A 20234-nucleotide genomic window follows, 5' to 3' on the forward strand; every position below is an offset into this window, starting at 1 on the left:
GCTATTTCCGTTTGATGACGATGAATGTGCGCCAATTCGAGGGCGGATCATTGACGCGGTTCACGCGCGACCGATGCGCCGGCGAGCGCGGTGTCCACATCGACTGTGGGCGGCGGCGCGATGTCTTCGAGCGAGCGCTGATTCGTTTCGATGCCGAACACCGCGAGAATCGCGGCCATCGCGACGAGCACGCCGACGATCACCGACAGCACGTCGCGCACACCGCCCGTCGCATACAGAACGACCACCAGCTGCGGTGCAAGAATCCCGGCGATGCGGCCCGCGCAACCGGCAATGCCGTTCGCGCGCATGCGGTTTTCCGTGGCGAACAGCTCGGGGATGTAAGTGGCGATGCCGAGCGCGACCATCAGATAGGTGAGCGTGAATAGCAGGAAGCCGAGTACTGTGGCGGTCGCGACGTTCGTCGAGTGTCCGTACAGCCAGCCGACCACGGCGGCGATCACCGCGACCGCAATGAGCCCATTTTTACGGCCTATCCGGTCCGCGATCAGCACGCCGAGGAAGGCGCCGGCGGGACCGCCGAGCGACATCAACGTCGTATAACCGAGCGACGACGCCATGCCGAGACCTTGCTTGATCAGGAAGGTCGGCACCCAGACAATGAAGCCGTAGATCACGACGTTGACGGCGATCTGCACGCAGATCGCCAGCAGCGTGCGGCGAATCCGCGGCCCTTTGAACAATTCGAAGAGCGTGGTGGAGCGCGGTGCGACAGCGGCCGAGTCGAACGAAGGCGTGAAGGGCGGCAGCGGCTCACCCTTTGCCGATTCGGCTTCCGCCGCGCGAAGAATCGCATCGGCTTCGGCGTAGCGGCCCTTCGATTCGAGCCAGCGCGGCGACTCCGGCATCTTTTTGCGAATCACCCAGACGATCAACGCGCCGACGCCGACGATTGCAAACATCGCGCGCCAGCCGATCGACGGAATGATCAGATAGCCGATGAACGTCGAGAAGAACAGCGCGGAGTTGGTGATCAGCGACAGGTACGCGGACCACTTGCCGCGCACGGCCGGCGGAATGAACTCGCCGACCGATCCATAACCGACGACGATTTCCGCGCCGAGCCCGAGGCCCATGAAGAAACGGCAGACGATCAGCCACGTCATGTTCGGCGCGAGCGCGCCGGCGAACGACGCGAGACCGAAGATCGCGAGATTGAATTGATAGGTGAACTTGCGGCCTTTTGCATCGCCCAGCAAACCGGCCGTGAATGCGCCCAATAACATGCCGACGAAGGTCGACGATAGAAACGCCGCATTCAATTGCATCGTCGACCAGCCGCTCTTCGCGAGCGCGCCGAGCACGCCGCCGGCAAGGTAGATATCGAACGAATCGAGAAACATGCCTCCGCCGATCAGCCAGAGGATGCGCCGGTGAAAACCGGAGAGGGGCAGTCTGTCCAGTCTTGGACCAGCGTTCACGGTGCTCGGCATTTCACGTCTCCTGCGTCGTTATGGGACGGGTATTCGTGGGTGCTTCGATGCGTGGGCTACGGCGGCTACGACGAAGGGTGCTCCCTTTGATAGCGGTCGAGCACCGCTTTCTCGGCGGCGAGGATATGACAACGGGTGATCGCCTCGGCCCAGGCGGCATTGCGATTCTCGAGCGCCTGCACGATTTCGAAGTGCTGGCGTGCGCTGCTGGCGCGGTGTTCGTCGTTGTAGGAGTCGAAGGTCCACTTGATCAGCGGGGTTTCCTTCATCGACGTCAACGAACGGTCGAGACGCGCATTGCCCGCCGCGGCCGTGATGATCGAATGGAACTCGCCATTGGCGGCGAACCATGCTTCGGTCGTTTCAGGCGTGGATGCTTGCCGCGTGATGGCCGACATCTGTTCCGCGAGTGTGCGGAGCCGTTCGATTTCGGCGGCGCCGATGTTCAATGCGGCGCGCCCGGCGAGAAATGGTTCGATCAGAAGCCGCGCTTCGAAGATTTCACGCGCGTCCTGCAGCGACCATGCCTTGACCCGCACGCCATAGTTCGGGCGGATCTCGACCCAGCCCTCGGCGCCGAGACGGCGCAGCGCTTCACGCACCGGTGTGCGGCTCACACCGAGGCTTTTGGCGAGCTGTTCTTCGCGCAGATACTGGCCCGCGCCAAAGCGGTGCTCGGCAAGCGACTGCTTGATCGCCAGATAGACGTCGTCCGGCGATCGCGTCGGCGGGGTCTGCATTGTATGCAAATTGCTCTCCTTAACGGCGAGAGGGCGGGTAACTCAGCCGATTGACGGATACATTGTATGCAAAGTGGTGAAGCTGAGGCTCGGTGCTTTCCCTGGCAGATGCAGCGTGACGCGACGGCTTCGGCTACCCGGACGCCAGCTTCTAACCGACGTATCTGAAAGGGAACCGGTCATCCGCTTTTTCTCTTGTGAGCCCTTTTTTCGTGGCGCAAATCCGCTGCAAGCGCGGCGCATTCACGTCGATCGCAAAAGCGGGGCGTCTCGCTGTCGTTCTATGCGAGTTCGTTCCCGCGTCATCTGTTTTGTTTATCAGCTGGTGTCCCAACTGGCTTTCGGCAGGGCCGCTTCGAAGGGCGGTGGGACTAGGTTGAACGCCTGTCCGGCGCGGCGTGGCGCGAGTCGGACGGACTTCGGCGACGCTATGCGGAACGCTGAAAATGCGGATACTCGCTTCGACCATATGGTTAACCCGCGCTTTGGCCCGCGAAGGACGAAACGTACCGTCACGCCAATTGATTGAGAAGGGCGTGTAGGGGTCCCATCGTCACGCGCACTGACGCACGCAGGAACGTGGCGCGCGTGCAGTCCGCGCGCGCCCGCTGGTCAAATTCATCTACTGAGGAATCACGGTGATCATCGACATTCACGGCCACTACACCACCGCGCCCAAAGCGCTGGAGACGTGGCGTAACCGCCAGATCGCAGGCGTCAAGAGTCCGTCCGAGATGCCGGCGGTGTCCGAATTGCAGATCAGCGACGACGAGCTGCGCGAGTCGATCGAAAACAACCAGTTGAAACTGATGCGCGAGCGCGGCCTCGATCTGACGGTCTTCAGTCCGCGTGCGAGCTTCATGGCGCATCACATCGGTGACTTCGAAATCTCCAGCACGTGGGCCGCGATCTGCAATGAACTGTGCTATCGCGTGAGCCAGCTGTTTCCGGAGAACTTCGTGCCGGCCGCGATGCTGCCGCAAAGTCCGGGTGTCGATCCGGCCACCTGTATTCCCGAACTCGTCAAATGCGTCGAGCAGTACGGCAATGTCGCGATCAATCTGAATCCCGATCCGTCCGGCGGCCACTGGACCAGCCCGCCGCTGTCGGACCGCTCGTGGTACCCGATCTACGAGAAGATGGTCGAGTACGACATTCCCGCGATGATCCACGTGAGCACCAGCTGCAACGCGTGCTTCCACACCACCGGTTCTCACTACCTGAACGCGGATACCACCGCGTTCATGCAATGCCTGACCTCGGACCTGTTCCGCGATTTCCCGACACTGCGTTTCGTGATTCCGCACGGCGGCGGCGCGGTGCCGTATCACTGGGGTCGTTTCCGCGGCCTCGCGCAGGAAATGAAGAAGCCGTTGCTGAAGGACCATCTGCTGAACAACGTGTTTTTCGACACCTGTGTCTACCATCAGCCGGGTATCGATCTGCTCACGCACGTGATTCCCGTCGACAACATCCTGTTCGCGAGCGAGATGATCGGCGCGGTGCGCGGCATCGATCCGGAAACCGGTCACTATTTCGATGACACGAAGCGTTACGTTGAAGCGGCGGATATGAACCCGCAGCAGCGCTACAAGATCTACGAGGGCAACGCGCGGCGCGTCTATCCGCGTCTCGATGCCTTGCTGAAAACGAAGGGGCTGTAATCATGTATGAAATCGGAGTCGTCTATCGCAACATCCAGCGGGCGGATGCGGACGTGGCCGCGAAACTCGGCGCGCTCGGTTCGGCCACTGTGCATGAAGCCATGGGCCGCACGGGCCTGCTCCAGCCGTATATGCGCCCGATCTATACCGGCGCGCGCGCGAGCGGCACGGCCGTCACGGTGCTGCTGCAACCGGGCGACAACTGGATGCTGCACGTCGCGGCCGAACAGATCCGCCCGGGCGACGTCGTCGTCGCGGCTGTCACCGCGGAGAGCACCGACGGCTACTTCGGCGATCTGCTCGCGACCAGCTTCCAGGCGCGCGGCGCGCATGCGCTGATCATCGACGCCGGTGTGCGCGACGTCAGCGTGCTGACCGAAATGAACTTCCCGGTCTGGAGCAAGGCAATTTCCGCGAAGGGAACGGTCAAGGCGACGCTAGGCTCGGTGAACATACCGGTCGTGTGCGCGGGCGCACTGGTCACGCCGGGCGACGTCGTCGTTGCCGATGACGACGGCGTGGTCGTGGTGCCGGCGGCCGCCGCGCAAGCGGTGCTCGATAAGGCCGCGGCACGCGAGGCGAACGAAGTCGAGAAGCGCGCGAAACTCGCCTCCGGTGTGCTCGGTCTCGACATGTACAACATGCGCGGGCCGCTCGAGCAGGCCGGACTGCGTTACAAGGACTGACAGGCGTGGTCGCGGAGATCAACGGTCACGCCGGGCGTGCGCCGATCACCGGCATTTCGTCGATGGCGACACGTCAGGTGCTCGCCGAACTCGCCGCATCGTACGAGCGGCGTACGGGGCAGGGCATCACGATCGAATCGGTTGGTGGCGTCGATGCGGCGCGCCGGGTCGAGGCTGACGAAGTCTTCGATATCGTCGTGCTCGCGGCCGACGCGATCGAGCGGCTCGTCGCGATGGGTTGCGTCGAGGCGGCGAGCCGCGTCGGGCTTGCACGCTCGGGCATCGCGGTCGCGGTCGCGGCCGGAGCAACGCACCCGGACATCGCGACCGAAGCGGCGCTGCGCGACGCGATTCTCAGTGCGCGCAGCATCGGTTACTCGACGGGGCCGAGCGGCACGCATCTGCTGAAGCTGTTCGAACGCTGGGGCATTGCCGGGCAGATCGCTTCGCGGATCGTGAAGGCGCCGCCGGGTGTGCCGGTCGGCACGCTCGTCGCGCGCGGAGAAGCCGCACTCGGCTTTCAGCAGATGAGTGAATTGATTCATGTGCTGGGTATCGACGTGCTCGGCGAGCTTCCTGCCGCCATCCAGTCCACCACGACTTTCACCGCCGCGATCTGCACGGCGGCGCGCCACCGTGAAGCGGCGCAAGCGTTGCTGGCGTTTCTGGCCTCGCGCGAGGCCGACGGAGCAAAGCTGCAAAACGGAATGTTTCCTGCTTGATGGCGGGCGACGTTCGCCGCCCAGGCTCGATGGCGGAATCCCAACGCCGCGAAAGAAAGCGGATTCAAGCCATCAGCTTGCCCCACTCGTAATCGATACTGTCCGGCGTGAAAGGCAGCACGCCCGCGCCGGGCGTAAATGTCAGTTCGCCGAAGTAAACGCGGTCGTCCGGCGCGTACAGGTCCACTCGCACATAGTCGAAGTCTTCGCACAGACGGACCGCGATATCGAGCACAGCGTCCAGATTCGGCGGGCGCGGACCAGGCGCCGCGCTGCGCTTGTAGTCGCCGATGGCGATATCGAGGTGATTCCAGTCGACGTCGTACACGTCGCCGTGCGTTGCGGTACCGAAGCGGTCGGAGATCACGAGGATATAGATGATCGGCCCCCCAGGCCGGCCGCCGAAGCAGTGCATCTTGAGATCGGCCGGAATCTGACCGCGCTGATCGAGCAGCAGCTTCTCGAAGAACACGCGCGGCTCGATCGACCGATAGTGCCGTTCGCGCCCAACGTAATAGAATTCGGTGCGCAGCCACTGATCGGCGAGTGCCTTCAGCTTGTCGAACGAGGTCTCCGATTTATTTCTCACCACTTCCACGAAACTGCTGCCGTGATTGGCTTTCATCACGAAAGAATTGGGCAGCGCGTCGAACACTTCGGGTGTGAATACATCGGGCGCTGCGATCAGCGGTATCAAATGCTTGTCACCGATTTTCCGCGCAATATAGTCCCGCACCAGCAGCTTGTCGGTCAGGTCGATATAACGCGGATCCGGGTGAAGATTGCGCTGCAGGATCTTCTCATTGAACGTCACCGGACGAATCAGATTCGGATAACGGCCGGTGCATTTGTGATGTAACAGGCTTAGGAAAAGGGCATCCGGCAATAAGGTCTTCGCCGCTTCCTTGATCTTTCTCACGGTAGATGGCGCTTGCTCCTGCGCGAAATGCGCGCCTGCGTGCAGGCCCGGCCGCTCGCAGGTCGCAGCCACGGCACTGTCAACGGATTGTAGGGAGGCCATGTTTTCCGGCGCGACGGCCGCGTCCTCCGCGGCTAGTTCGGCGGTTTTGATGATCGTCATGTTCTTATCCCTTTGCGGTCGAGCCGACTATTCGTGCTCGGAGTAACAGGGAATTGAAATCAAAGCGTCAGCGGCGCTTGCCGCAACATCTCGGTCGCGGCACTCCAGCTTTCCTCCGGTGTCAGCCAGCGTTCTTCCGCATCCACATGTTGTTGCGCGCGGAATTGCGTCGGCGACATGCCATAGCGCTCCTTGAATAGCCGCCCGAGCCGATTACCGTCGCCCATTCCGCAGCGACGCGCGATCTTATCGACCGGCAAATCGGTGTTCTTCAGCATCGAGCGAACGATCTCGAAGCGGGTGCGCAGCAGATATTCGAGTGGCGTCATGCCGAACTCGCATTTGAAACGGCGCTGAAAATTGCGCTTGCTCATCGCCACCGACTCGGCCGCCTGAGCAACAGAAATAGCCTTGCTGTAGTTTTCCTTGATCCAGCGCGCCGATTCGCGAATCTTCTCGGTCGTCGTCGTGATATTGACGTCGTCGAGCTCCGAACGGCTCTTCTCGGCATAGCCGGTTTGCAGGATGCGGCCGATTTTGCGGGCCGTGTCGGTGTTGATGTCGCGTTCGATCTGCGCGAGCGCGAGATCGGTCGGCGTCACATTGCTTTGCGTGCGCGCGGCGTCACCGCTGTCGTCGAACAGAAAAATCGGCACGATCGATTGCAGCGGATCGTTGCAGACGACCGCGAGATTCGCACCCTGTTGCATGCCGAAAGATGCGATCGATCCTTGCAGCGAGATCCACGACAGAAACCGGTCATTGGATTCGGCCACTTCTGTGACGTCGCGACAGGCCACGAAGAACGCGTGGAAATCCGCGAGGCAATAGCGTTCGAGGCCTTGCGTCCAGATCGATATGCCGGACGAACTGGTCACCAGACCACCGCCGTCGGATACCACGGTAAACCGGTATGGCGCCTCTTCGCCAGCCGTTCTCTTGAACTCATTGGCAAGCCGAAACGCGTCGCCAATCGCGCCGGTACTTGCCATCGAACAATCCTGAAAGACGAATAGACCAATGTGCTTCATCACGCGAGCTTCTCCAGACAGGAAAATCTACGCATTGAGATTAGCGCATCGATTTCGGTCAGACGAGCTTGGCCGGCATGCGTGGGTGTTTTGGCGTAATCGTCAAGATTCGAGAAATTCTTACCTCGCCATTCGACGAATTGCGTGCTACTAATTAACGTTGCACGGAATTTTTTTCCAGATCAATTAGCGCGATTTTTGCAGGCGAGAAGCCAGGGCATCGGCGGAATGCGCCGAGTGGCTTGGAATCGGCACGATTTGCGGGATATCAACGGCATTCTTTGCACTCCCGTTGCGCATTTGGCGTTCTGTCGCGATGTACGGCGCCTATCGTATAACTCTGTTACAGCAATTGCAGATCGCAACAAGCCTTTCCAGCTTCTGTTTCATTTGTAAAAGGCTCCGCATTATCGGCCAATAGCACCCTACTTTGGGCCGCCGGCGAATGCCTGGATCCTTTGCGGACTATGCTTCACCGCAACATCGAGAGAGAAATTGTCAATCGCGAATTACGTGAATGGCGGGCACCGCATTCGCTGATTCGTGAGAAGAACAATCGGCAATGCCGCGGTGGATAAGCAACAGGTGTGTAGCCTTCCGTGGTTCGAGAGGTCCCGAACACGGCTCCCCGACCTAACCCGACACAGCACGTCGCTTCGCCGTGCTGCCAGCCAATCCAGGGTCTATCCGGCCGGCGGCATAAAAAGCGACGTGGCGACGCAAAGCGATCGTCGATCGTTTTGTTTCATCAACCTGCAAGGATCAGACCGGTGGATTACTATCCGCAAAACTCGCTCTATCCCGCTGTTGATACCGAGCGCAGACAACTCAGTGCCAGCGGGATGCTCACGCTAATGCGTGACCACATCTGGGAGATCGTGGTGACGACGGTCGTCGTCCTCACGCTCGCGGTCGCGTATCTTCTGATTGCCACCCCTATCTATTCCGCCGACGTAATCGTTCGTGTGGACCCGCCCGAGCCAAATGCGCTTGGACTTGCGTTGCAGAACCAGGACCTGTTGCCGCCGCCGACGCCGTCGTCGGTAACGGAAATGGCGGTGATGGAAAGCCGATCGGTTTTGCAGCCGGTGATCGATCAGTTCCGTTTCGACATTTCGGTAAAGCCGCACAAGCTTCCGGTGCTCGGCGACATTGCCGAAAAATTCGCTACACCGGGACAGCCTGCGGCGCCGTGGCTCGGCCTGAAATCGTATGCATGGGGCGGTGAGCGCGTGCAGATCGCCGCGCTCGACGTGCCGCGCGAACTCGAGGAAGAGAAGCTGACCTTGACCGCACTGGACAATGGCGGCTTCGAATTGCACGGCCCGTCCGGCGAATTGCTGGCGAGTGGCACGGTCGGCATGCCGGTCAAGCAGAACGGCGTGTCGATGCTCGTGAAGGAGCTCGCTGCGCGGCCCGGCACGAAATTCGAAGTGATCCGCTGGAATGAGCTCGATGCGATCAAGCACTTCGAGAGCCTGATCAAGATCGGCGACAAGGTGAAAGACTCGGGGCTGCTGCAAATCCAGTACCGCGACAAGAGTCCGGACAAAGCCGCTGCCGTCGCCAATGCATTGGGACAGCAATACCTCGCATCCGCGGTGGCGAGCCGGCAGTCGAACGACACGCAGACGCTCGCGTTCATTAACGGCGAACTCCCGCGTCTACTCGGCGATCTGCGAAAAGCCGAGGAAGCGCTGAAGAACTTCCGCTCGAACTCGCAATCGATGCAGCCGACCAACGAGGCGCAAGCCTATTTGCAGGGCGGCCTCGATCTCGACAAGCAGATCGCGACGTTGCAATTGCAGCGCACGCAAATGCTCGAGCGGTATACGCCGCAGAGCCGCTGGGTGCAGAACATCGACGAGCAACTGGCGCAATTGAAAGAAGCGAAAGCGAAATTCTCCGACCATTTCAACGGCATGCCGGCGTCGGAGCGCGAGAGCGTCGATCTGATCCGCGCGCAGAAGGTCGCCGAGACGGTGTATCTCGGCATGGTCCAAAAGGCTGAGCAATTGCAGGTGCGCCGCGCCAGCACGACGGGCGGCGCGCACATTCTCGATCCTGCGATGAGACCGCATATGCCGGTCATGCCGCAGCCGATTCTCGTGCTCGGCGGCGGATTGGTGCTCGGTATGGTGTCTGGCGTCGTGTTGGTCTTCATGCGCCGCCACGTGATGGTCGGCGTGACCGACCCGCGCTACGTCGAGCGCCAGATGAGCGTGCCGGTGTTTGGCGAGATTCTGTTCAGCCATCAGCAACTGCTGCTCGATCGCGATGCGACCGCGGGCCGCAAGTCTCTGCCGCCAGCGACCGGGCGTGCCCATCCGCCGCTGCAGAAGAGTCTGCACGAGATTCAGCTCGATACGGGGATTCCTAACAGGATTCTCGCCGCGCGCTTTCCGCACGACACATCGGTCGAAGCGCTGCGCAGCGTACGGACCGCCGTCACGCGGGATCTCGCGCATGCACGCAACAACATCGTCATGGTCATCGGCCCCACGCCGTCCGCTGGCAAGAGCTTCGTCGCCGCGAATCTGGCGATCCTGCACGCGGAGGTCGGCCAGCGCGTGGTGCTGATCGATGCTGATATGCGGCGCGGCCACCTCGCCTCGCTATTCAACGAGAGCAATCGCGGAGGGCTATCCGAAGTGCTGTCCGAACGCTTGCCGCTGCGCAATGCGTTGCGCTCGACCCGCATCGACGGATTGACGTTCCTGTCGTGCGGCGTGCGCCCGGAGAATCCCGCCGCGCTGCTGATGAAGCCGCGCCTGAAGGATGTGCTCGAACGGCTGTCGAGCCAGTTCGACTTGGTGATCATCGATACGCCGCCTTTCCTCGCGGTCACCGACGCGTCGATCATCGCGAACGAGGCGGGCGCTTCGCTGCTCGTGCTGCGCTCTGGTATGCAGAGCGAGGAGGAGATCGCCGACACGATCAGAAAGGTGGAGCGCGCGGAAGGGCGCATCGCGGGCGCGGTGTTCAACGGCATACCGCTGCGTCGGAGCACGAAGAATTACGGCTACGAAACGAACTATGCCAGCGATTTCGGCGAGAACGACGCCGGGCAGCAAGCGCCGCGAGGCGCCTGAGCGTGTGATGACCTCAACGCGGTAAAGCGCGTTCGCGATGGCGTAAAACGGAGAACCAGATGGCCTTTGCAATCAACGGAAAGTTTACTTCGCAATCCATCACGGGGGTTCAACGCGTGGCGTATGAGCTGACGAGGGCCATGCAGATGCGCGCCGCGCCCGGTGACGCGCCGGAATTATTCGTGCCAAAAAATGCACGCGAGCCCGGGGCCCTGCTCAAACCGCAGCGGCGCATCCCGTGGCTGCGCGGCACGTTGTGGGAGCAGATCTCGCTGCCGATCGCGGCACGCGGCATCACGCTGCTGAGTCTGTGCAATACGAATCCGCTGTTCAAGCACAGTCAGGTCGTGATGGTTCACGACATGGCCGTTTTCGACGTGCCACAAGGCTTTTCGCGGAAATTCCGGCTCTGGTATCGAATCGTTTTCACGCTATTGCCGCGCACGCATCCGATCGTTCTGACGGTGTCGACGTATTCGAAAACGCGGATCTGCCATCACCTGAAGATCGACGAATCGCGTGTGAAAGTGGTGGCGCCTGGCGCGGATCATCTCGACCGGATCGTAGCCGACACGTCGGTGCTGCAACGGCTCGAATTGAACAAGGACGCTTATTGCGTAATCGTCGGCAGTCTCGACCCGCGCAAGAATCTGCGCGGCGTGCTCGATGCAATCGCGCGGCTCGGGCATCTGCGCGACGTGAAATTCGTCATCGTGGGAAAACAGTATCCGCGCATCTTCAGCAGTGCGGGCGTCGAGAATCCGCTGCATTCCAGACAAGTGGTGTGGGCCGGATTCGTGTCCGACGAGGAGCTGAAGGGGCTCTACGAGAACGCTGGATGCCTCGTGTTTCCGTCGTTGTACGAAGGCTTCGGCCTGCCGCCTCTTGAAGCGATGTATTGCGGCTGTCCGGTGATCGCGTCGACGCGGACGTCGATACCGGAAGCGTGCGGGGATGCGGCGATGTACTGCGACGCGGCTTGCGCGGACGACATCGCCGCAAAGATCGCGCAGATGATGAGCGACGCCGAACTTCGCCAGCGATACCGCAGCGCGGGGCTGCTGCATGCACGCGAGTTTCGCTGGGAGCGCGCGGCGCAACGGGTGCTCGAAATCCTCGATGTAAAGACCGGCGAGCGGCTGCCTGAACTGGCACCGCGCGCGTCAGCGAGCTAGCGATGGATGGCCACGAACATGGATCGCATGAAGACCCGTGCTGGCAGAAGACGTGCATTGCGCACACTCGCCGCGTTGGCGGCGGGCGCGGCAGCGCCGTTATCGGATATCAGCCCCGCTCTCGCCTTGGTACAGGACCCTGCGCCCGCGCGCGCGCGCGGCCGCATGATGAGCGATCTGATCGGCGTGAACGGCTGGGCCGGATCGGCTGCCGACATCGAAGTGTGGCGAGCGATGGGCATTAGCTGGGGGCGCGACACGGTCGGCCCGGGCCAACCTGATCGGCGGGGCGAGCCGATGCGCATCGACAAAACCAGCTCGGCGTACGATGTCGACCTGCCGTCCAGACTCTTGCGAAATGAACGCAATGGAATCGGTTCGCTGCTGATGCTCGGCTTTACGCCGAGATGGAATGCGAGCGTGCCGGGCGAAAACAATTCGGCACCCGTCGACGTGGATGCATGGAAGCAGTACGTCGACGCGGTGGTCCGCAAGTATTCCGCGCCGCCTTTTAACTTGCGCTATTTCCAGATCTGGAACGAGGCGGCTGGAAAATTGTCCGGCGGCTTGCAGCAGTCGGTGTTCTGGCGCGGCCCGGGGTTCAGCAAGGACGAAAAACGCTCGAAACCGTATGAGCGCGCGATGCAGGATTACGTCGAGCGGGTTCATATTCCGGCGGCCCGCATCATTCGCAGTCATCACGCGTACGTGGTGTATGGCGGCTGGCCCGACCAGGGCGGGCTCGACAACTTCTACCGCTGGCTCGAATATCGCAGTCCGACATTGAAAGAGCGCATGCTCGATTGGGTCGACTACATCGACACGCACTATTTGCCGGTCGCCGACATGGAACCGCTGTACCAGAGGTACGTGAAGAACGGTCCGGCGCGCGGCATCTGGCAAACGGAGATCGGCAACGAGTACATGAAAGACCCACACTATTTGCCGCGCTATTTCTTCGACTTCGCGGTGTGGGCGCTCGGCAGGAATTGGGACGATCCGAACAAGTACGTCTCGATGATCTATCACTGGGAGGGCTATGAACCCTATCGTCTCACGCACCCCGGTCCGCCTGAACGAACCTACAACGTTTCCGGTCGAAGCTTGGTCGTGTTGCGACAAACAGTGGGTGGGCATCTGGCGAGTTTTTCGAAGCCGCTGCAATGCGGTCCCGGTGTTGCTGCAAATGCTTTGCTTTCCGGCAACGACCTCGTGATGCAAGTGAGCAGCAGCGCGGGCTGGCAGAACATTTCGATCGGCGGGCTGCAGGCGCTGCGCCCGCGTGCGGTAAAGGCCGATTTCATCGACGCGGTGAGTGGCGAGGCGAGCGCACCGGGCAATGTTGCATTGAGTTGGGACAACGATCTGATGAACGTCCGATTCAAGGTGCCCGATAAGGTGAATGGTGCTGGCAATAATCCGCCCAAACATCTGGCTTATCTCGTGGTACGTAGTGCGGCGCAGCCAGTGGCATAGCGAGATTTCGCGAGCTCGACGGCCGCCGGGAGCCGGCGAACCGAACCTGATGGATAGCGTTGACACATCATGAAACAGGTCACCATTGCGATTTGCAATTACAACTACGAGCACTATCTGGCGGCGGCGATCGACTCGGCGCTCGCGCAGGACTATCCGGCGACCACGGTCATGATCGTCGACGATGGATCGACCGACGGGTCACGCGCGATCATCGAAAGCTATGGCGATCGCGTCGTGTCGGTGTGCAAGAAAAATGGCGGACAGGTGTCCGCCTACAACCATGCAATCGCGTCGCTCACCACCGAGTTCGTGATCTTTCTCGATTCGGATGACGTGCTGTACCCCTCGGCAGTCAGCGAGGTCATGCGCTTTTTCGAGGACGGCGAGTGGGTCAAGGTGCAATTCCGCCTCGACGTGATGGACAGCGATGGAAAATTGACGGGTGCTTACGTGCCGAATAGCGAGCCGCCCCCCGACTGCGGCAGTCTGCTGCGCGGCGGTTGGCTCTATCCGTCGCCGCCCGCGTCTGGCAACGCTTACCGGGTGAGTGCGCTCAAGCACATCTTCCCGGTCCCCGAAGAGGGCGTGAATCGCTATGGCGCGGACTTTTACGCGATCTATGGCGTCGCGCTGGCTGGACCGATCGCGACCGTGTCGAAGTCGCTAGGCGGCTACCGGGTGCATAACGCGGGCAGTGAAACGGTGTCGTTCGCAAACTCGGAACAACTGACGAAAGCGCCGCGCGCATTCAACATGCGTTGGGCCATTCTGCGCAATATTGCAAAAGACCGGCTCGACATAGAATTACCGGCCACATTTCTCGACTTCTCGCACGAGAAAGCGACATTCTGCTCTTCCGTTTATCGCGCGACGTTTTTCCGGCGTTGGCAATGGATGCTCCGCGATTCGCGCAGCTATCTGCACACGATCATTGCAAATCCGTTCTGGAGCCTGAAGAAGAAGCTCGGCACGCTCGTACTGTCGTGTCTGTGTCTCGTCCCCTATTCGCCGCTGTCGGATTTCGCGGTGCGTTATATCGCGAACCCGCTTGCGCGCCGTCGCGTCGCAGGACGCTAGGCGAAGGAGGACGGCATGGATAGACGAACGAGCACCAACTTAATCGTATTTGTGTACGCCGGCTATTTCATGAGGTACGTGTACCTCATGATCGTGGTGCCGTTCTATGGCAGGGTGCTTGGCGTGGCCGAATACGGCCGGGTACTCGCGTCGATGTCGCTGATGAACGTGATATGGATGTTCGTCGGCTTCGGCTTCACCTTCGTCGGCATGCGCGAGGTGGCGAAAGCGCAGTCGACCCAGGAATGCAATGCGATCTATTCGCTGCATGTCAGCGCGCGGTTGGCACTCGCCGTGATTGGCGCGGGCATCGGCATCGTTGCGACGTTCTGCTCACCGTTATTGGCGGAGCAGCCTCTGATCGGCATGCTCGCAACCGTGCTAGGCATTGTGTCGGCGTGCAATCTCGGCTGGCTATTTCAGGGGCGGCAGCAGATTCGCACGCCGATCATGATCGAAGTGTTCGGCTTTGCGCTGAGTCTCGTGCTGGTGCTGGCGCTCGTCAGAGGACCGAACGACGCCGTATGGGTGGTGGCGAGCCTGCTGATTGCGGGCGCCGTGTCCTTGGCCATTGCCTACGGTTTGACGACGTGGCAGCTCGGTTGGCCGCGTCTGGCGTTTTCCGGCGTCCTGCCGCTCATACGCAGGTCGACGATGCTGTTTTGCTATTCGTCTGGCTCCGTCGTGCTGACCGCGTCGTCGACGTATTTGCTGACCTTGTTCTCCACCCCCGCTGAGGTCGGCTATTTCGGCGCGGCCGAGCGTTTCGCGACGATCGGTCTGAGCCTGATGGCCCCCGCGGCGCAGGTCTTTATTCCGACGATAACCCGGCAACTCGCGCAGGGCGACAAGGTGGGCGCGCATGTAACGACACGGCGCGGCGCCCTATTGCTGCTCGGCTATGGCGTGCTGGTGCTGTGCGGCGCGTTGACGCTTTCGCCTTTCGTGTTGCCGCTGATTCTCGGCGCAGCGTTCGAGCCGAGTGTGCACGTATTGCAGGTATTCGCATGGATGTTCCCGTTCGCGGCATTCAATGAGTTCGTCGCGTTCTATGTATTCGTACCGCGCAGGAAAGACCGGGTACTCGCAATTGCCGGCGTCGCCTCGGCGCTGGTCAATCTCGCGTCGGCGCTCGTTCTCGCGCCGCGTTTCGGCGCGATTGGCATGGCCTCTGCTCGGGTGATCGCCGAAGCGGCGGAGTCGGTGACGCTGCTCAGCGTGCTGATTCGTCTCGAACTGGTCGGGCTATTACCTGGCGCCGAGCGGGCCCTCGCGCGAGTGCGGGTGATGTGTGGGCTTCGTACGCAGGCGGGCGGCGCGAAGGACGATTGAAGTAGCGCGTGGGTGTGCGGGAGTTTGGGTGGATTGTCACAGGAGGTCGAAGTGAAAGTCGCTATTGTTCACGATTGGCTGGTAGTGTCCGGCGGCGCCGAGAAAGTATTGAAGAACATCATCGAGTGCTTCCCGGATGCGGACGTCTTTTCGATTGTCGATTTTCTCGAAGACCGCGATTGCGTGAAGGGGAAGTCCGTCAACACGTCCTTCATCCAGAAGATGCCATTTGCGCGAAGACGATACCGCGCCTATCTGCCGTTGATGCCGATTGCTATCGAGCAGGTGGATCTGTCCGGCTACGATCTCGTCATTTCGAGCTCGCACGCGGTTGCCAAAGGCGTGTTGACGGGACCGAACCAGGTGCATATCAGCTACATACATTCGCCGATCCGCTATGCGTGGGATCTGCAACATCAGTACCTGCGCGAATCCCATCTCGACAGGGGACTGCGCTCCGCGTTGGCGCGGGTGCTGCTTCATTACATTCGCGGCTGGGATTCGCGCTCTGCGAACGGCGTCGATCATCTGGTCGCCAATTCCCAGTTCATTGCGCGGCGAATCAGAAAGGCCTATCAGCGCGAAGCGACCGTGATCTATCCGCCTGTCGATCTGGCGAATATGTCCATTGGTACGGAGAAAGAGGATTTCTACGTGACGGCGTCGCGGATGGTGCCTTATAAGCGTATTGATCTGATCGTTCAGGCTTTTTCGCAAACGCCTGAGCGCAAGCTTGTCGTGATCGGCGACGGTCCCGATATGAAGAAGATCAAAGCGGTGGCCGGCGAGAACGTCAAGATCCTCGGGCATCAGCCGTCCGACGTGCTGGTCGATCATTTGCGGCGCGCGCGTGCCTTCGTGTTCGCGGCGGAAGAGGATTTCGGCATTTCCGTGGTCGAAGCGCAGGCATGCGGCACGCCAGTGATTGCCTTCGGCCGCGGCGGCGCGCTCGAATCGGTGGTGGGACTTCCTCTCGATCGGCCGACCGGGGTCTTCTTCGGCGAGCAGAGCACCGCATCCTTGCTCGAAGCCGTTACCCGTTTCGAGAGCAACGCCGCCTTATTCGATCCACGTGTGTGCCGCAAGAATGCCGAGCGTTTTTCGTCTGAGAACTTCAAGAAGGCGTTGATGGGCTTCGTCGACGCGCGGCTCCCGTATGCGTGCGTCGAACAGTTTCTTCCGTATGCGCCGAGTCAGTCGCTGCCGGCCGAAGAACGTCATCTTGCCGACGTTGCGCCCTGAGCCGGGCGCCGGGGCACGGGCTGTGGAGCGCGCGCACCCACGACGCCCGCCTTGCGCGCACCGCGCGGGCCGGGCCTGAATGCAGTGGCCGCCAGCGGACGCGCGGCCAACAGCAGCGAGATCACCAGAGAAAGAATCAACACATTCGACGGCGTGACCAGCCGATGCTCGGTTGCCGACATCACCAGCAGGCACACCGACGAAATCTCGACGAAGCGGAACGCCGCGAAGTGGCGACCCCCCTCGACCAACGCGGCATACGCCGCCCCCTGCTTGCTCCATTCAACCAGCTTCCAGAAGAACGCGAGGATTAGCGTCAAGCCCACGATGCCGAGCTCGGCGAGGATATTCAGGTACGAGTTGTGAGCGTGCGAGTCGCTGTGCTCGATCACGATGTCGGACGGTACCGCGAACAGATGGAAATACGAAGTAAGGCTGCCGATATGGTCGTCGAAGGAACCGAAGCCGAGACCGACGAGCGGGCTTTGCACGAAATACGCGAGCGCTCGTGGCCATAGCCACTCGTAGCGGATGTTGAGGTTGTTGACCTTGGCGTCGTTGGCGTGAATCGCGAACGTATAGCCCATGTAGTCGACGTTCGGCTGCGTATGGTAGATCGCGATGACGGCCGAGGCGATCAGCAGCACCGCGATCAGCGTACCGAGAATCCAGCGCTTGCGGCCAAAGTACAGATAGGGCAGAACGGCCGCCGCGCCGAGCAGCGAGCCACGGCTATAGGTCGAAAAGAGCATTAGCGCGGTGCAGACGAGCAGCGCGATCACCAGCTTGCTGCGTTTTTGCAGGTAGCACGCTACGCCGAGACAGAACAGCATCGCCAGAAAGCCGCCGGCTGCGTTACGGGCAATGAAGTAGCTGCCAAAGGTGTCGTTTGGGTGAACGAAGATGCTGAACAGCCCGTTCTGGGCGATGTAGTACGCGTACATCGGCAGATTGACGACGACTGCGAAGATGAACAGCGCACGCAGTACCTTGTTCAGATCCCAGCGGTGCGCATACACGCAACCGGCAAAAATGGGCAGATAAGAGATGAAGAAATTGCCGTCGCGCCGATAGAAGTCGAATTCGAGGAACGAGTGCGGATCGTAGAGCAGCGTCGAAATGAACGCGAGCACCGTGAAAGCGGTAAGCGGCGTGATGAACGCGGGATAAGTGCGGCCGTAAAAGCGCCATGCCAGCAATAGCAGCGGGACGAAGCCGATCGCACTGATGGGCACGAAGTTCGTGACCGTCATGAAAAGTGCGAATAGCGAAATATAGGCCATTGCAGCTCCAGAAAAACGGATGGCGCGCCGGTTGGGGTTGTGCCCATGCGCTGGATGATGGCGAGATTGGGAACAGCGAAAGACTCACAGTGGCCGTGCGGGATCGCACCGCTGTTTATCTTTGACAGGAATGCCACGGGACGTTCATTAAACGGTAGCACGTGTCGCTGCTTATTTCCATCGTGCGCACTGCAATAGAAGTGCAAGCTCGTTCGCAAGCTTGCGAAATCCTGTCCGCGAGCGCCGCCAAAACTTCCGCGCTTCGCGCCAGATGCCATGTGTCGCAAGGCGCTCTCACTATGATGAATTCATCGGGGCAGGACGTCGACCAGATCCGATGTACGTCGTTGCCACATTCGTTCTTTCGTTTTCAAATCGTTTTCCGGTCGTCGTTGTCGAGCAGACCACTGCGATTCGACCAGTCAGTTTCCGTACTTCCAGCTCGCGCCGGATGCAACGTCGGCGCATGCGTCTATCACTGCGAACTGAATTACTGGTCTGGTCCGTTTGACGCGGACGCCCTGTCGATAAATCACATCAGACGGTATTTGCGTGGATCGCGGCACACCGCGTTGGGCGGTGTCGTCCCGGAAGACGCGTTCCCGAGCCGGTTTCAATGCGAAGGAGTTTGCGATGGGTAAGGTTACCGCGGCAGCCGCCGCAGCGGATGTCGAGACGATACGACAGGATGCCGCCGGGTCGGAGTTTCCGACGCTCGTACAGGTGATTCTCGCCGGTGGTTCCGGCACCCGGTTGTGGCCGGTGTCGCGCGAACAGTTTCCAAAGCAGCTGATCGACGTGATCGGTAAGCAGACTTTGCTGCAAGCGACCATGGGGCGCATGGCGGGCTTCGATGCCGCATGGAACGTCGCGGCCGATCCGGTGATCGTCTGCGGCACCGAGCATTATTTCGCCACTTACGAACAGGCGCGCGAGATCGGCGTGAACGCGCGAATCGTGGTCGAGCCCGCGCGTCGCGATACGGCGCCGGCACTGACGCTTGCCGCGCTCACGGCATGCACGGAAGACGAAGACGCGATCCTCGTCGCGATGCCAGCCGACCATGCGATCGCGAATCTGGAAGCGCTGCATCACTCGCTCGACGTCGCCGCGACGCATGCGCGCGACGGCGCGATCGTCACGCTAGGCGTGCCGCCCGAGCGGCCCGATACGGGCTTCGGTTATATCCGGCTCGGAGATGCATTGCCCGACGGCGCGCGTCGGATCGAGCGCTTCGTCGAGAAGCCCGCGGCGGAACTCGCGGCCCAGTACGTCGCGTCGGGCAATTACTGGTGGAATAGCGGCATCTTCGTCGTGCGGGCGTCGGTGTGGCTCTCGGTCATCCAGCAGTTTCAACCGGACATGCATAGTGCCTGCGTTCAGGCGTATCGCGACGCGAAGAAGACTGAAGAATGCATCATGCCGGACGCCGACGGGTTTCTCGGTTCGCCGTCCGACTCGATCGACTATGCGGTGATGGAACAGCTAGGCAAACCTGAGTCGGCGTTTTCCGGCGTGGTGGTGCCACTCGAAGCGGGGTGGTCCGATCTCGGCTCGTGGGATGCCGTGTGGCAAGCGATGGAGAAGGACGAGTGCGGTAACGCGGCCAGCGGGCGCGTGCTGTTCGAAGGGGCCACCGCGACCTATGCACGCTCGCAAGGAGGCAGGCTTCTCGCCTGCGTCGGCACCGACAACATGATCGTGATCGAAACCGACGACGCGGTGCTCGTCGCGGATCGCTCGCATGTGCAGGACATCAAGGGACTCGTGTCGCGGATCAGGGCCGAGAAGTCGCCGGAAGCGGATGCGCACAGAAAAGTCCGTCGCCCCTGGGGCTTCTATGACTCGATCGATCATGGCGAGCGCTTTCAGGTGAAGCGCATCGTCGTGATGCCGGGCGGCCGTCTGTCGTTGCAGATGCATCATCATCGCGCCGAGCATTGGGTGGTGGTGTGCGGCACCGCGCTCGTCACGCGTGGAGAAGAGCAGTTTCTTCTCGGCGAAAACGAATCGACGTATATCCCGCTCGGTGTTCGCCATCGGCTCGAAAATCCGGGCCGCGTACCGCTGCAGATCATCGAAGTACAGTCCGGCACTTATCTCGGCGAAGACGACATCGTGCGTTTCGACGACAAGTACGGACGTTGTGGCTGATGCGACGAAGTCGACCTGATAC

Annotated in this window: 15 protein-coding genes; 10 read left to right on the forward strand and 5 right to left on the reverse strand. The window is 61.0% G+C overall.

Features of this window, described 5'->3' with window-relative positions:
* Positions 1 to 47: 47 nt before the first annotated feature.
* Positions 48 to 1454, reverse strand: coding sequence for an MFS transporter (locus ACLFKU_RS17115; protein WP_410849839.1), 1407 nt, complete (start codon positions 1452 to 1454; stop codon positions 48 to 50).
* A gap of 65 nt (positions 1455 to 1519) precedes the next feature.
* Positions 1520 to 2194, reverse strand: a complete 675-nt coding sequence (locus ACLFKU_RS17120; RefSeq protein ID WP_368586605.1) for a GntR family transcriptional regulator — start codon at positions 2192 to 2194, stop codon at positions 1520 to 1522.
* A 638-nt stretch (positions 2195 to 2832) separates the two neighbouring features.
* On the opposite strand from ACLFKU_RS17120, the gene ACLFKU_RS17125 reads away from it, so the two are divergent.
* Genes ACLFKU_RS17125 through ACLFKU_RS17135 form a run of 3 tightly spaced genes read left to right on the forward strand, consistent with a single transcriptional unit; the run spans position 2833 to position 5266 of the window.
* A complete protein-coding gene (locus ACLFKU_RS17125; RefSeq protein WP_410849840.1) occupies positions 2833 to 3858 on the forward strand; it encodes an amidohydrolase family protein in 1026 nt (341 codons plus the stop codon).
* Positions 3859 to 3860: 2 nt separating this feature from the next.
* Entirely contained in the window at positions 3861 to 4544 is a 684-nt protein-coding gene (ligK, locus tag ACLFKU_RS17130; protein WP_410849841.1) for a 4-carboxy-4-hydroxy-2-oxoadipate aldolase/oxaloacetate decarboxylase, read from the forward strand.
* Positions 4545 to 4549: 5 nt separating this feature from the next.
* A complete protein-coding gene (locus tag ACLFKU_RS17135; protein ID WP_410849842.1) occupies positions 4550 to 5266 on the forward strand; it encodes a substrate-binding domain-containing protein in 717 nt (238 codons plus the stop codon).
* 64 nt (positions 5267 to 5330) lie between these two features.
* Here ACLFKU_RS17135 and ACLFKU_RS17140 read toward each other — a convergent pair whose 3' ends face one another.
* Together ACLFKU_RS17140 and ACLFKU_RS17145 are read right to left on the reverse strand one after the other, a co-directional pair.
* Positions 5331 to 6347 carry an ATP-grasp fold amidoligase family protein gene (locus ACLFKU_RS17140; protein WP_410849843.1) on the reverse strand — a complete coding sequence of 339 codons (1017 nt, stop codon included), beginning with the start codon at positions 6345 to 6347 and terminating at the stop codon, positions 5331 to 5333.
* A 59-nt stretch (positions 6348 to 6406) separates the two neighbouring features.
* Positions 6407 to 7339, reverse strand: a complete 933-nt coding sequence (locus ACLFKU_RS17145; protein WP_176107584.1) for a helix-turn-helix domain-containing protein — start codon at positions 7337 to 7339, stop codon at positions 6407 to 6409.
* Between the two features lie 809 nt (positions 7340 to 8148).
* On the opposite strand from ACLFKU_RS17145, the gene ACLFKU_RS17150 reads away from it, so the two are divergent.
* The 6 genes from ACLFKU_RS17150 (at position 8149) to ACLFKU_RS17175 (ending at position 16775) form a co-directional block, all read left to right on the forward strand.
* Entirely contained in the window at positions 8149 to 10470 is a 2322-nt protein-coding gene (locus tag ACLFKU_RS17150) for a polysaccharide biosynthesis tyrosine autokinase (RefSeq protein WP_410849844.1), read from the forward strand.
* A 59-nt stretch (positions 10471 to 10529) separates the two neighbouring features.
* Positions 10530 to 11645 carry a glycosyltransferase family 4 protein gene (locus tag ACLFKU_RS17155; protein WP_410849845.1) on the forward strand — a complete coding sequence of 372 codons (1116 nt, stop codon included), beginning with the start codon at positions 10530 to 10532 and terminating at the stop codon, positions 11643 to 11645.
* Between the two features lie 6 nt (positions 11646 to 11651).
* Complete coding sequence (locus ACLFKU_RS17160; RefSeq protein ID WP_410849846.1) at positions 11652 to 13121, forward strand: hypothetical protein; 1470 nt, start codon at positions 11652 to 11654, stop codon at positions 13119 to 13121.
* Positions 13122 to 13190: 69 nt separating this feature from the next.
* Positions 13191 to 14201, forward strand: coding sequence for a glycosyltransferase family 2 protein (locus ACLFKU_RS17165; RefSeq protein ID WP_410849847.1), 1011 nt, complete (start codon positions 13191 to 13193; stop codon positions 14199 to 14201).
* A 15-nt stretch (positions 14202 to 14216) separates the two neighbouring features.
* Positions 14217 to 15533: a lipopolysaccharide biosynthesis protein gene (locus ACLFKU_RS17170; protein WP_410849848.1), complete on the forward strand. Its 1317-nt coding sequence runs from the start codon at positions 14217 to 14219 to the stop codon at positions 15531 to 15533.
* Positions 15534 to 15584: 51 nt separating this feature from the next.
* Positions 15585 to 16775, forward strand: a complete 1191-nt coding sequence (locus tag ACLFKU_RS17175; protein ID WP_368586615.1) for a glycosyltransferase family 4 protein — start codon at positions 15585 to 15587, stop codon at positions 16773 to 16775.
* On the opposite strand, the gene ACLFKU_RS17180 is transcribed toward ACLFKU_RS17175, so the two are convergent.
* Positions 16751 to 18058, reverse strand: a complete 1308-nt coding sequence (locus ACLFKU_RS17180; RefSeq protein WP_368586616.1) for an O-antigen ligase family protein — start codon at positions 18056 to 18058, stop codon at positions 16751 to 16753. The genes ACLFKU_RS17175 and ACLFKU_RS17180 overlap by 25 nt on opposite strands.
* Before the next feature lie 633 nt (positions 18059 to 18691).
* Between ACLFKU_RS17180 and ACLFKU_RS17185 the strand changes: the two genes are divergently transcribed.
* Positions 18692 to 20212: a mannose-1-phosphate guanylyltransferase/mannose-6-phosphate isomerase gene (locus ACLFKU_RS17185; protein WP_368586617.1), complete on the forward strand. Its 1521-nt coding sequence runs from the start codon at positions 18692 to 18694 to the stop codon at positions 20210 to 20212.
* Positions 20213 to 20234: the final 22 nt, after the last annotated feature.

Origin of the sequence: Paraburkholderia sp. EG304 (assembly GCF_046543485.1) — a bacterium.
In the GTDB taxonomy this organism is placed as follows: domain Bacteria; phylum Pseudomonadota; class Gammaproteobacteria; order Burkholderiales; family Burkholderiaceae; genus Paraburkholderia; species Paraburkholderia youngii.